The 13,946-nt window shown below is 55.1% G+C and carries 7 protein-coding genes; 5 read left to right on the top strand and 2 right to left on the bottom strand.

Going from position 1 to position 13,946, the window contains the following annotated elements; all coding sequences use genetic code 11:
* The first annotated feature begins 46 nt into the window (after positions 1 to 46).
* The 3 genes from ACJY2L_RS09525 to rcsB are packed head-to-tail and all read left to right on the top strand — an operon-like array spanning position 47 to position 4,535.
* Complete coding sequence (locus ACJY2L_RS09525; protein WP_439212423.1) at positions 47 to 1,198, top strand: MFS transporter; 1,152 nt, start codon at positions 47 to 49, stop codon at positions 1,196 to 1,198.
* Positions 1,199 to 1,222: 24 nt separating this feature from the next.
* On the top strand, positions 1,223 to 3,880 hold the full coding sequence (gene rcsD, locus ACJY2L_RS09520; RefSeq protein ID WP_209502202.1) for a phosphotransferase RcsD: 2,658 nt from the start codon (positions 1,223 to 1,225) through the stop codon (positions 3,878 to 3,880).
* A gap of 1 nt (position 3,881) precedes the next feature.
* The gene (gene rcsB / locus ACJY2L_RS09515) at positions 3,882 to 4,535 is read left to right on the top strand and encodes a response regulator transcription factor RcsB (protein ID WP_067432366.1); all 654 of its coding nucleotides are present in this window, start codon (positions 3,882 to 3,884) and stop codon (positions 4,533 to 4,535) included.
* A gap of 63 nt (positions 4,536 to 4,598) precedes the next feature.
* Here rcsB and rcsC read toward each other — a convergent pair whose 3' ends face one another.
* Positions 4,599 to 7,445, bottom strand: coding sequence for a two-component system sensor histidine kinase RcsC (gene rcsC / locus ACJY2L_RS09510; protein ID WP_439212424.1), 2,847 nt, complete (start codon positions 7,443 to 7,445; stop codon positions 4,599 to 4,601).
* Positions 7,446 to 7,594: 149 nt separating this feature from the next.
* Positions 7,595 to 10,231, bottom strand: coding sequence for a DNA topoisomerase (ATP-hydrolyzing) subunit A (gene gyrA, locus ACJY2L_RS09505; RefSeq protein WP_439212425.1), 2,637 nt, complete (start codon positions 10,229 to 10,231; stop codon positions 7,595 to 7,597).
* 176 nt (positions 10,232 to 10,407) lie between these two features.
* On the opposite strand from gyrA, the gene ubiG reads away from it, so the two are divergent.
* A complete protein-coding gene (ubiG, locus tag ACJY2L_RS09500; RefSeq protein ID WP_439212426.1) occupies positions 10,408 to 11,127 on the top strand; it encodes a bifunctional 2-polyprenyl-6-hydroxyphenol methylase/3-demethylubiquinol 3-O-methyltransferase UbiG in 720 nt (239 codons plus the stop codon).
* A 522-nt stretch (positions 11,128 to 11,649) separates the two neighbouring features.
* Positions 11,650 to 13,935 carry a class 1a ribonucleoside-diphosphate reductase subunit alpha gene (gene nrdA, locus ACJY2L_RS09495; protein ID WP_439212427.1) on the top strand — a complete coding sequence of 762 codons (2,286 nt, stop codon included), beginning with the start codon at positions 11,650 to 11,652 and terminating at the stop codon, positions 13,933 to 13,935.
* Positions 13,936 to 13,946: the final 11 nt, after the last annotated feature.

The following is a 13,946-nucleotide window of genomic DNA, read 5'->3' as shown; positions in this document are numbered from 1 at the left end:
ATGGTATAAAAGCGCGCCAGATGGCCCTGATGTCAGAGATAACTGAATGTTGATAGATGCAAAACGGAATAATACCCATACTGCGGCGACGCAGCGTGCGACACGGGCCGTTTTCCTGGTCGCCGGTATCAGCATGTCGGCGTGGGCGCCGCTGGTCCCGTTCGCGCGCGAGCGGCTGGGTGTCAGTGACGCTTCGCTGGGTTCGCTGCTGCTGTTTCTGGGTACCGGCTCACTGATTGCCATGCCGCTCACCGGCTGGCTGGTGGCGCGTTTCGGCTGTAAAAACACCATGCTCTGTTCCAGCCTGCTGATTATGATGATGCTGCCTTTACTGGCCATCCTACCGACGCCGTGGATGCTGGCGCTGGCGCTGGCCTTGTTTGGCGCTGGCCTGGGGACGCTGGATGTCGCCATGAATTTTCAGGCAGTCGAGGTGGAAAAGCAGGCCGACCGGCCGATGATGTCCGGTTTCCATGCGTTTTACAGCCTGGGCGGCATTATTGGTGCCGGAGCGGTGAGCCTGCTGCTGTGGGCCGGCCTGACGCCGGTTGCCGCGATTGGCGTAATCATTGTTATGCTGCTGTTGCTGATGGTGTTTAGCCTGCCGCATCTGCTTAATGAGCGCATTCATCAATCTGACACGCCGCTGTTTGTGATTCCGCGCGGCTGGGTGGCGTTTCTCGGCCTGCTCTGCTTTATCCTTTTTCTGGCGGAGGGCGCGGTACTGGACTGGGGCGCACTTCTGCTGATTCAGACGCGCGATCTGCCCGTGGCGCAGGCCGGACTCGGCTACGCCATCTTTTCTGTGGCGATGACTATTGGCCGCCTGACCGGCGATCGCGTCGTAAAACGCTTCAGTCGCTACAGCGTGATGGTCAGCGGATGTTGCCTGGCAGCGCTGGGCATTGCGCTGGCCGTCTGGCTGCCACAGCCGCAAATCGCCCTGCTGGCGTTTTTACTGGTGGGCTTTGGCCTGGCCAATACGGTGCCGATGCTGTTTACCGCGGTAGGGGCACAGAAAACGATGCCAGCAAACCTGGCGATTTCGGCCATGACAACCATCGGCTATACAGGTATTCTCACAGGTCCCGCTTTGATCGGGTATATATCCCAGTGGCTCAGTTTGAGCATTGCATTTAGCCTGATTGCGCTATTGCTGCTGGTTGTGGCTGCCAGCGCCAGGCTGGTTACACGTTAATTTCAGGTGTCACTTACTGCTATGGTGCCATATAAGTTTCCGCTCACGTCGGGCAACATCACGCGCTTCTTTGTGATCTTCAATCTGCTGTTGTTGCTGACTATCGGCTTTATGGTGCATAACTCGGTGGGCGCATGGCTGACGGCGAAACGTTACGCCATGCTTGATATCACCCATGCGGTGCAGAAGCGCATCGACACCTACCGTTTTGCCACCTGGCAAATCTATGAAAATCTTGCCACCAGCGCCGCGGGCACGCCGCCAGAAAGCTTGCAGGAGACGCGTCTGCGTCCTGACGTTTACTATCTTGAGAAGAATCGGCGTAAAACCGAAGCGCTGATTTTTGGCTCCCATGACAGCAGCACGCTGGATATGACGCTGCGTATGTCGAACTATCTTGATACGCTGTGGGGCGCTGAGAACGGCACCTGGTCGATGTACTTTCTTAATGGCCAGGACAACAGCCTGATCATGGTCTCTACCCTGCCGCTGAAAGATATGGCGACGCGCTTTAAAGAGAGCGCGGTGACCACGCTGGTCGACGCCCGACGTGCCGAAATGCTGCAACAGGCCAACGCGCTGGACGAGCGCGAAAGCTTCTCACCGCTGCGCCGCTTCGCCTGGCAAAATGACAATTATTTCACCGTGCGCACCACCTTTAATCAGCCGGGACATCTCGCCACCGTGGTGGCCTTCGATCTGCCGATGAACGATCTGGTACCGCGCAATATGCCGCTGGAGAACTTCCAGCTGCGTCAGGACAGCGCCACCAGCGCCACCACCGACGCCGATTCCGATGGCGATGTGCAAAATACTCAGATTGCGCTGGTGAACCCGAATCTGGAAATTTCCGCCTCGCTCTCCACCACGCCGCTGCAACTGGTGTACCGCATTCCGCTGACCAGCCTGGTGCTGGATACGCTGCATAATTTGCTTTGGCCACTGCTGGCCAGCTTCTTGCTAATGCTGCTGTCGCTAGCGGGCCTGTTTCTGCTGCGCCAGCAGTCGCTGCGTCCCAGCGAGAATCAAACCGCCGAACTCGATTCCCTGCGCGTGCTGAATGAAGAGATCGTCGCCAGCCTGCCGGTGGGCCTGCTGGTTTATGACTTTGCCAGCAATCGCACCATTATCAGCAATAAAATCGCTGAGCATTTGCTGCCGCACCTTAATCTGCAAAAGATTATCAATATGTCCGATCAGCATCAGGGCGTGTTGCAGGCCACGGTGAATAATGAAGTGTATGAGATTCGCCATGCGCGCAGCGTCTATTCGCCCAATACGCAGCTTTTCCTGATGCGCGATCAGGATCGCGAGTTGCTGGTGAATAAGAAACTGCAGAAGGCGCAGGTGGTGCTGGATCGCAATCATCAGATGCGTCAGCAGCTGCTGCTTAACCTGGGCCACGCGCTGAATCAGCCGCTGGAGCGGGTAGCCAGCAAACTGGAAGAGCTGAACCAGACCCGTCAGGACAATGCGCTGCAGGAAGTGGTTGAGGAAAATCAGGCGCTGGCCCGTTTAGTGGACGATATCGTGCTGCTGAATCGTTTGGAAACCCATGACTGGTTGCCGGATGCTACCTCATTCAATTTGCAGGCGCTGCTGGACGAGATTACCCTTGAATTGCTGCCGCAGGTTCGTCGTAAAGGCTTAACGCTGCTGGTGAACAACCATCTCAACAGCGATGAAGTGCGCTTCGGCGATCGTCGTTCGATCCGCAAAGTGCTGGCCACGCTGATGCACTATTCGCTGACCACCACCAACTGGGGGAAAATCACGCTCAACGTTGAGTCTCCCGAGGCGCGCCCCGATCGCTTAACCATGACGCTGGTGGATACCGGTGCCGGACTAAGCAAAGATGAACTGGGCAACGCTGATTTTCCTTTCCTCGGCGAAACCGCGCAGGACCGCTTCGGTCAGGCGTCCGGGCTCGCCTTCTTTCTCTGTAAGCAACTCAGTAAACAGCTGGGCGGCCATCTGGAGATCGTGGCAAAAGAGGAGATTGGCAGCCGCTACACCATGCATTTCAACCTGCCGCTGGAACACCAGCAGCAGCAGGAAGAGAAACTGCTCGAAGGCGTGAATGCGCTGATTGAAATTGCCGTCGATGATGTGCGCAAGATTGTGTGTCATCAGCTGGAAAACTGGGGTGCCAACTGTATTACGCCCGATGAACGGTTTTCCGGTCAGGATCACGACGTGTTAATCACCGACGATCCGACAAAGCTGGTGCCATGGTCGCTGTTGCTTGATGGCTATGAACAGGGTTATCAGCGCCTGTCTGATAATCAGTACCGGGTGAACTTTAACCTCAGTGGCGCCTTGCAGGATGCACTGTTAACGCTGATTGAACAGCAGCTGTCACAGGGCGAGGTTGAAGAGGAGCCGGAGCAAGAAGAGTTAACGCCGCTGCTTGGCGGTGGTTACTACCAGCTATTTGTCGAGACAGTACCGGTTGATGTCAAGAGATTGTATACTGAGTCAGCGGACAATGACTACAGTTCGCTTGCTCAGACAGCGCATCGCCTGAAAGGCGTGTTTGCCATGCTCAATCTGGTCCCAGGCAAGCAGCTATGTGAAACGTTAGAAGAACACATTAAAAAGTGTGACGATTCAAACATTAAAAATACCACCAGTAATATTGACGCCTATGTCAATCAACTGCTGCAGCAAGGTAACCAATAAGATGAATAATTTGAATGTAATTATTGCCGATGACCATCCAATCGTTCTGTTTGGCATTCGTAAATCACTGGAACAGATTGAATGGGTCAACGTTGTAGGTGAGTTTGAAGACTCAACAGCACTGATTAACAGTTTGTCCAAGCTTAACGCCAATGTACTGATCACCGATTTGTCGATGCCAGGCGAAAAATACGGTGATGGCATTACGCTGATTAAATATATCAAGCGCCACTATCCCGACCTCAGCATTATTGTTCTGACCATGAACAACAACCCGGCAATTCTTAGCGCCGTGCTGGATCTCGATATCGAAGGCATCGTGCTGAAACAGGGCGCACCAACCGACCTGCCTAAAGCCCTGGCCGCCCTGCAGAAAGGCAAAAAGTACACGCCGGACAGCGTGGCGAAACTGCTGGAAAGGATCAGCGCAGGTGGCTACGGCGACAAGCGTCTCTCGCCAAAAGAGAGCGAAGTGCTGCGCCTGTTTGCCGAAGGTTTCCTGGTAACGGAAATTGCCAAAAAGCTGAACCGCAGTATCAAGACCATCAGTAGCCAGAAGAAATCGGCCATGATGAAGCTGGGCGTTGATAACGATATCGCCCTGCTCAACTACCTGTCGTCGGTCAGCACCACGCCAGCCGCAGACAAAGAGTAATCTGCCCTTAGCGGCAAACAAAAGGCGACAGTGATGTCGCCTTTTTTATTGCCTGCGTGTCGCTTACTCCTCGCGACTTTTCCTCACCCGCTCGGCGTAAAAACCCAGCGTCTTTTTCAGCACATCGAGCGTGACCGGTTTTGACAGGCAATCATCCATGCCCGCTTCCATACAGCGCTGCTTCTCTTCGGCCAGCGCATTGGCGGTGACGCCGACCACCGGAAAGCGATGGCCCAGTTCACGCAGGCGCTCGGTCAAACGGTAGCCGTCCATATTAGGCATGTTGACATCGCTGAGCACAATGTCGATCTCGCTGCGACCAATTACATTCAGCGCATCGATGCCATCCTGCGCGGTCTTGACCTGATAACCGAGTGAGCCGAGCTGCTCTGACAGTAGCATGCGGTTGATCGGATGATCGTCCACCACCAGAATCATGATGTCGTCGTTGTTCTGGCTCAGCGTCTCCGCCAGCGGCAGGCTGGCGCCCGCTGCCAGCTCGACCGGCACGCGATAGATGCGCCCCAGCAGCGCGGGCAGCTCATGCAACGTGGTGGTGCTGCAGATCCAGCGCCCCGGTATGGTTTCGCGTGGCATATCGATGTGACGTGGACAGAAGAGCACCACGGCGCGCACCGGATCTTCCGGCTCGAAGGCGTAATCGGTCAGCACCACATCGTCCGGTTGGCAGCGCGCTTTCTCCAGGCGGTTCACCGTCAGACCCTGACCGCGCAGCAGATCGCACAGGAAGCTGGCCAGATAATCGTTGTGCATCTCCAGCCAGATCGGTTTGTCCTGTAGCCCGTCGAGCAGCGGCGGCGTCACACCCTGGCTGTTATACATTGGAATGCGCACGATGAACTGGCTGCCCATGCCCGGTTCCGACTCCACTTCGATATCGCCATCCATCATGTTGATCAATTTCTCGCAGATGGCGAGACCAAGGCCGGTGCCCTGAAAATTGCGCTGGACGCCGGTGCCGACCTGGAAGAAAGGATCAAACAGGCGGGTGATCTCTTTGGCCGGAATGCCGACGCCGGTATCACGGACGCGGAAAGCAAGATAGCCATCTTTAACATAGGCGTGCAGGATGATGCAGCCGGTATGGGTAAACTTGATGGCGTTGTTCAGCAGGTTGGAGATGACCTGTTGCAGGCGCAGCGGATCGCCATCCAGCGCCAGCGGCACATCGTTTTCAATAAAGCAGTACAGCGCCAGCCGCTTTTTCACCACCAGCGACAGATAGTTAGAGGTGATATGGGTAATCACTTCACGCGGTGAGAACTCGCGCGGCTCAATCTTCAGCTGTTCCGACTCGATTTTTGAGAAGTCGAGAATGTCACTGATGATTTTCAGCAGCAGGCTGGATGAGTTGGTCATCGCCGTTACCAGCGAATCGACGCCTTTCGGTAGCTGACGCGTTTGCAGCAGATCGAGGTTGCCGATAATGCCGTACAACGGCGTACGCAGTTCATGGCTGACGGTGGCAAGGAACATCGACTTCGACTGGCTGGCCTGCTCGGCCGCCTGCGCCATCTCCTGCAACGACTGTTCCATCTTCACGCGGGTGCTGACATCGACCAGCACGCAGATCGCCACATTTTCGTTGCGGTAGCGTGAGTGAACAAAGCTGATTTGCAGGTTGGTGTTGGTGCCAGTCAATACATCGACAAAGTTCACCTGCTGGCCGCAGATGATCTCGGTTAACCGTTGCCGATCTTCCTGAGTGAGCAGCGTCAGATAATTGTGCGCCAGTTCGTTGCTGAGAAGGTTGGTGCCGTCGCTGGTACGCAGAATACAGATGCCCACCGGTGCCGAGGCGACGATTTTACGGTTGAACTGCTCGTGCTCTTCCAGCCGGTGCGCGTTCTCTTCCGCAGGTAAAAACATGCGCCGCTCAAACAGCCAGGCGAGCGTAAACAGCACCAGTGCGCTGAGGATGTTCAGCAGCAGCGCGTTAATCAGCATGATTTTCATGCGATCCATCAGCACCGCGGTCGGCACCGAATAGACAATGCTCAGACTGGAAGGTGCCAGTGCTTTTTTCAGCGCCAGCTGCTTGTAGCTGTTGAGATAGCCAAACCAGATTTTATCGTCGGGCAGTTCGCCGAAATTAAACCCCGGATTGCCGCGCTGGGAGGTAATTAGCGGCCGGTTCTCTTCGTTGATCAGCGTGGTGGTCATCGGCAGGCTGCCCGGTGCCATAAACTCTTCCAGGCGAATGTTTTGCTCAATGCCCAGCAGCGCTTCCAGTTTGTTGGCGACGTACACTGGCGTCATCATATAGAAATTGCCGGTGCCCGGTTGCGCGCCGGGCGTGATCCACCAGCTGCTGTCGCGGCGCTCATCATCATTACCGTTGCGATAGCGCAGCACGTGTTCACGCAGTGTTTTCAGCGCCCGCTCGCGGTCGACATTGCCGCTGCTGATATCAAAATCTGCCAGGCACTGGCTATCGCCACCGATAAAAAATACCCGGTTCAGCTCGTAGGCAGAAGCAAAGTTGTTTTTCCAGTAGTTGATAAAATAGCTAAGTGAACCGAGCGAATTGCGCCAGGTACGGCTCATCGAGGAACAATCTGCGTTGGCAAACAGCGGCGAATAACGCGGCACGCTTTTCCCCGGCACCAGACCGTTAAGTACATCGACGCCGCTGGAGGAGGCGTTCAGCCGGTTTTCAGCAATGTATTTAAGCTGACGCATAACGTCGGCGGAGTGGCGAACATACCACTGCGCCTGGCCATAGTTGACGTTGAACTCCTGTCGAACCTGCGACTCTTTTTCGTGCACGACGCTGATCAGGAAAAATGTAGTTAGCAGCGCGCCAAGCAGCCAGAGCAATAGCGCCAGCGCCCGGAACAGATAGCGGGAAATGCGCAGCGTTGTACGAAAGGAAACGAGGTATCTCAAGGGAAATCCGCTGGGTTGGCCTGGGTAAAATGCAATGCGGTTACACTACCGTTAGCGCCAGCAAAAAGCCAGTTTGCCAGCGGCTTTACGTGGATAACAGACGTAAAAAAGGCCGGGCAAGCCGGCCTTTTTTCAACGGGACAAGCCGATTACTCGTCGTCGCTTTCTGGTGCTTCGTCATCGCTTTCCACTTCTGGCGCGATCTCTTCTTCACCTTCCGCTACGCTGCCGTCGATGGTATCCAGTTCCTCTTCAGAAACGGGCTCCGCGACGCGCTGCAAGCCGACAACATTTTCATCTTCCGCCGTACGGATCAGGATCACGCCCTGCGTATTTCGACCCACCACGCTCACCTCGGAAACGCGCGTACGCACCAGCGTACCTGCGTCGGTGATCATCATGATTTGATCGCCATCCACCACCTGTACCGCGCCGATAACCGGGCCGTTACGATCGGTGACTTTGATCGAAATCACACCCTGCGTGGCGCGTGATTTGGTCGGGTACTCGTCGGTGGCGGTGCGCTTCCCGTAACCATTTTGCGTTACGGTCATGATGGCGCCCTCTTCACGCGGCACAATCAGTGACACCACGCGATCGCCTTCGGCCAACTTGATACCGCGGACGCCCGAAGCCGTACGGCCCATGGTGCGCACGGCCTGCTCGGAGAAACGCACCACTTTACCGGCAGCAGAGAACAGCATCGCCTCGTTGCTGCCGTCGGTGAGCGCCACGCCAATCAGCTCGTCATCTTCGCGCAGGTTAACCGCAATGATGCCGGCGCTGCGTGGACGACTGAACTCGGTCAGGGTGGTTTTCTTCACGGTACCGCTGGCGGTGGCCATAAAGATATTCACCCCTTCGGCATACTCGCGCACTGGCAGAATCGCGGTGATGCGCTCGTTCGGCTCCAGCGGCAGCAGGTTGACGATAGGACGTCCACGCGCGCCACGGCTCGCTTCTGGCAGCTGATAAACCTTCATCCAATAAAGACGGCCACGGCTGGAGAAGCAAAGAATGGTGTCGTGCGTGTTGGCGACCAACAGGCGATCGATGAAGTCTTCTTCTTTGATACGCGCCGCTGATTTACCTTTACCGCCACGACGTTGCGCTTCGTAATCGGTCAGCGGCTGGTACTTCACGTAGCCCTGATGCGACAGCGTAACCACCACATCTTCCTGATTGATCAAGTCTTCGATGTTGATGTCTGCGGTGTTCGCCGTGATTTCGGTACGACGCTGATCGCCAAAGGCGTCACGCATCGCTTCCAGCTCTTCACGGATCACTTCCATCAGGCGGTCAGCATTTTCCAGAATGTAGATCAGCTCCGCAATCTGCCCCAGCAGCTCTTTGTACTCATCCAGCAGCTTCTCGTGCTCAAGACCGGTCAGCTTTTGCAGACGTAAATCGAGAATCGCCTGCGCCTGCTGTTCGGTCAGGAAGTATTCGCCGTTGCGAATGCCGAACTGCTCTTCCAGCCATTCCGGGCGCGCTGCGTTGTCACCGGCACGTTCCAGCATCGCAGCCACGTGGCCCAGCTGCCAGGAGTGAGCAATCAGCCCTGCTTTCGCTTCCGCTGGGTTTGGTGCACGGCGAATCAGCTCGATAACCGGGTCGATGTTCGCCAGCGCGATCGCCAGACCTTCAAGGATGTGCGCACGGTCGCGGGCTTTACGCAGTTCAAAAATAGTACGACGCGTCACCACTTCACGACGATGGCGCACAAAGGCTTCCAGAATACCCTTCAGCGTCATGATCTTCGGCTGGCCCTGATGCAGCGCCACCATGTTGATGCCGAAAGAGGTCTGCAGCTGGGTCAGTGAATAGAGGTTGTTGAGCACAACTTCGCCCACCGCATCGCGTTTAATCTCAATCACGATGCGCATGCCGTCTTTATCGGACTCATCGCGCAGTGCGCTGATCCCTTCGACACGCTTCTCTTTCACCAGCTCGGCAATCTTCTCAATCAGGCGCGCTTTGTTCACCTGATAAGGGATTTCGTGAATGATGATGGTTTCACGGCCAGTTTTAGCGTCGGTTTCCACTTCGCCACGGGCGCGGATGTAAATCTTGCCGCGTCCGGTGCGATAGGCTTCTTCGATACCGCGACGGCCATTGATGATCGCTGCCGTTGGGAAATCTGGCCCTGGGATGTGCTCCATCAGCGCTTCAAGGCTGATATCTTCATCTTCAATAAAGGCCAGGCAGCCGTTGATCACTTCGGTGATGTTGTGCGGCGGAATGTTGGTCGCCATACCCACGGCAATACCCGAGGAGCCATTCACCAACAGGTTAGGAATTTTGGTGGGCAGCACTTCCGGGATTTGCTCATTGCCGTCGTAGTTCGGCACAAAGTCCACGGTCTCTTTTTCGAGATCCGCGAGCAGTTCGTGAGCAATTTTGGACATGCGCACTTCGGTATAACGCATGGCAGCAGCGGAGTCGCCATCAATCGAACCGAAGTTACCCTGACCATCTACCAGCATATAACGCAGCGAAAACGGCTGCGCCATACGAACAATCGTATCGTACACCGCAGAGTCACCGTGCGGGTGATATTTACCAATGACGTCGCCGACCACACGGGCGGATTTTTTATAAGGTTTGTTCCAGTCGTTACCGAGTTCACTCATCGCATAAAGTACGCGGCGATGCACAGGCTTCAGGCCATCGCGAACATCAGGTAAGGCACGGCCAACGATGACCGACATGGCGTAATCAAGGTAAGAATTCTTTAATTCTTCCTCAATATTGACCGGTGTAATTTCTCTTGCAAGGTCGCTCATGGAGCCGCTATCCCTCTACATTATGCCCGGATTCAAAGGTGCGAAAGTATATCACACTGCAATCATCCGGTGAACGGAAAGCGACGTTTCACCTACACTTATCGCGCAAACTCTGCCGTGACCCTCAAGGGTGGAAACGGGTATACTCAGGAAAATTTTGGCAGGAGTCTTTTCTTATGAATGCACAACCACAAGCGAATGTTGATCAGGGCGAAATTGCCAAATTTGAAGCGGTCGCTGCGCGCTGGTGGGATCTGGAAGGCGAGTTCAAACCGCTGCACCGCATCAACCCACTGCGCCTCGGTTATATCGCGCAGCACAGCAACGGCCTGTTCGGCAAAAAAATCCTTGATGTCGGCTGCGGTGGCGGCATTCTGGCAGAAAGCATGGCGCGCGAAGGCGCGGAGGTGACCGGCCTGGATATGGGCGCAGAGCCACTGCAAATTGCCCGGCTGCACGCGCTGGAGAGCGGGGTAAAAATCGATTATGTCCAGCAGACGGTAGAAGCGCACGCCGATGAGTTTGCCGGCACCTACGACGTAGTGACCTGCATGGAGATGCTGGAGCACGTACCAGACCCACGTTCAGTGGTTCACGCCTGCGCCCGGCTGGTTAAACCCGGCGGCGAAGTGTTCTTCTCCACGCTTAACCGCAACAGCAAAGCCTGGCTGATGGCGATTGTCGGCGCAGAGTATGTGCTGCGCATGGTGCCGCGCGGTACGCACGACGTGAAGAAGTTTATCCGTCCGGCAGAACTGCTGGCCTGGGTCGACGAAACCTCGTTGCGCGAGCGTAATATCATCGGCCTGCATTACAATCCGCTGACCAACAAGTTCCGCCTCGGCGGCAACGTTGACGTGAACTATATGGTGCATACCCACGCCGTAGCGAAATGATGTTGATGGGCGGCAACGGTGCCGCCCACCTAAGATTTATCTTAATTGAAGCCCGGTGCACACGTTCTGTTCGCCTGACTGCCAGCGGGTTAATTGATAAGTCAGCCAACTGATTTCTTCGCGCTCTGCTTCCTCTAATCGGCCATTTTTTCATCAAAACATTCAGACGCACCGCGCGCAAAAAACGACTTAAACTGAACCAGTTGCCGTTAAAAAAAGCAGCGTGATTTAAAAAAGCAGCAGCTGAAAAAAATTTTCAAAACGCACGGAAACGGTTGACAGCGTGTTGGGCCTTAGCGGATGCGGACTTAGGAAATTTCCACTAAAAAGCAAGCCCCAAACACGATGTTTTCACGCTTGTACCTTCAGCAATTCTCACTACAATACACCTCATCTAGTATTCTTTTAGTTCAAAACCCCAATATATTGTGTTTATCCACAAGTTACCCACATGGCATAACTCTGTGTATAAACCGGGGATATCACTCACACACCGATATTCACGGACAGGTAAAACGCGACATGAATCAGAGTCTTCTCGTCACTAAACGCGATGGCAGCCAGGAGCGCATTAATCTCGATAAAATCCACCGGGTACTCGACTGGGCGGCCGAAGGTCTGAACAACGTTTCTGTCTCTCAGGTCGAGCTGCGTTCACACATCCAGTTTTACGACGGCATCAAAACGTCTGATATCCATGAAACTATTATCAAAGCCGCTGCTGATTTAATCTCACGCGACGCGCCCGATTATCAATATCTCGCCGCGCGCCTGGCGATTTTCCACCTGCGTAAAAAAGCTTACGGCCAGTTCGAGCCGCCAAAACTGTACGATCAGGTCGTGCGCATGATCGAGATGGGTAAATACGATCGCCATCTGCTGGAAGATTACAGCGTGGAAGAGTTCGAGCAGATGGACGGCTTTATCGACCACTGGCGCGATATGAACTTCTCCTACGCCGCGGTTAAACAGCTGGAAGGTAAATACCTGGTGCAGAACCGCGTAAGCGGTGAGATTTACGAAAGTGCGCAGTTCCTCTATATGCTGGTCGCGGCATGCCTGTTCTCCGCCTATCCGCGTGAAACGCGCCTTGATTATATCAAGCGTTTTTATGACGCCATTTCGACCTTTAAGATCTCGCTGCCGACGCCGATCATGTCCGGTGTGCGTACGCCAACGCGTCAGTTCAGCTCGTGTGTGCTGATTGAATGTGGCGACAGCCTTGATTCGATCAACGCCACCTCCAGCGCCATTGTGAAATATGTGTCACAACGCGCCGGTATCGGCATCAACGCTGGCCGCATTCGTGCGCTGGGCAGCCCGATTCGCGGCGGTGAAGCGTTTCACACCGGCTGTATTCCGTTCTATAAGCATTTTCAGACCGCGGTTAAGTCGTGCTCACAAGGCGGCGTGCGCGGCGGTGCGGCCACGCTGTTCTACCCAATGTGGCACCTGGAAGTGGAAAGCCTGCTGGTGCTGAAGAACAACCGCGGCGTTGAAGGTAACCGCGTGCGTCACATGGATTACGGTGTACAGATCAACAAGCTGATGTATCAGCGCCTGCTTAAGGGCGAAGATATCACGCTGTTCAGCCCATCAGATGTGCCAGGCCTGTATGACGCGTTCTTCGCCGATCAGGATGAGTTTGAGCGCCTTTACTGCAAATATGAGAAGGATGAGAGCATCCGTAAGCAGCGCGTTCGCGCCGTGGATCTCTTCTCACTGATGATGCAGGAACGTGCGTCCACCGGACGTATCTACATTCAGAACGTCGATCACTGCAACACCCACAGCCCGTTTGATCCTGCTATCGCGCCAGTGCGCCAGTCTAACCTGTGCCTGGAAATCGCCCTGCCGACCAAACCGCTGCTGGATGTGAACGATGAGAATGGCGAGATTGCGCTCTGTACGCTCTCTGCCTTTAACCTTGGCGCGATTGAGAGCCTCGACGATCTGGAAGAGTTAGCGACCCTCGCGGTGCGTGCGCTGGATGCCCTGCTGGATTATCAGGATTACCCCATTCCTGCGGCACAGCGTGGCGCAATGGGCCGCCGTACGCTGGGTATCGGCGTCATCAACTACGCCTACTATCTGGCCAAAAATGGCGTGCGTTACTCTGACGGCAGCGCCAACGCGCTGACGCACAAAACCTTTGAAGCCATTCAGTTTTATCTGCTGAAGGCGTCAAATGAGCTGGCGAAAGAGCAAGGTGCCTGCCCGTGGTTCAACGAAACCACTTACGCGCAGGGCATTATGCCGATCGACACCTACAAGAAAGATCTGGATGCGATTTGCAACGAGCCGCTGCACCTCGACTGGGACGGCCTGCGTGAATCAGTGAAGGCTCACGGTCTGCGCAACTCCACGCTTTCTGCGCTGATGCCGTCTGAAACCTCGTCGCAGATCTCCAACGCGACTAACGGCATTGAACCACCGCGCGGTCACATCAGTATCAAAGCGTCGAAAGATGGCATCCTGCGTCAGGTTGTGCCGGAGTACGAGCGCCTGAAAGATCAGTATGAATTGCTGTGGGACATGCCAAACAACGACGGTTATTTACAGCTGGTTGGCCTGATGCAGAAGTTCATCGATCAGGCGATCTCGTCGAACACTAACTACGATCCAACGCGCTTTGCCAATGGCCGCGTGCCGATGAAGCAGCTGCTGAAAGACCTGTTGACCGCCTATAAATTTGGCGTGAAAACCCTTTATTACCAGAACACCCGCGACGGTGCGGAAGATGCGCAGGATGATATGGCGCCTTCTGTGCAGGACGATGGTTGCGAAAGCGGCGCCTGCAAGATCTGATTTTAGGCTGG

The sequence above is a fragment of the Duffyella sp. Ts4 genome (assembly GCF_051851875.1).
GTDB classification, from domain to species: domain Bacteria; phylum Pseudomonadota; class Gammaproteobacteria; order Enterobacterales; family Enterobacteriaceae; genus Duffyella; species Duffyella gerundensis.
The sequence above is the reverse complement of the archived record's forward strand: the minus strand, read 5'-3'. Positions and strand labels throughout refer to the sequence as shown.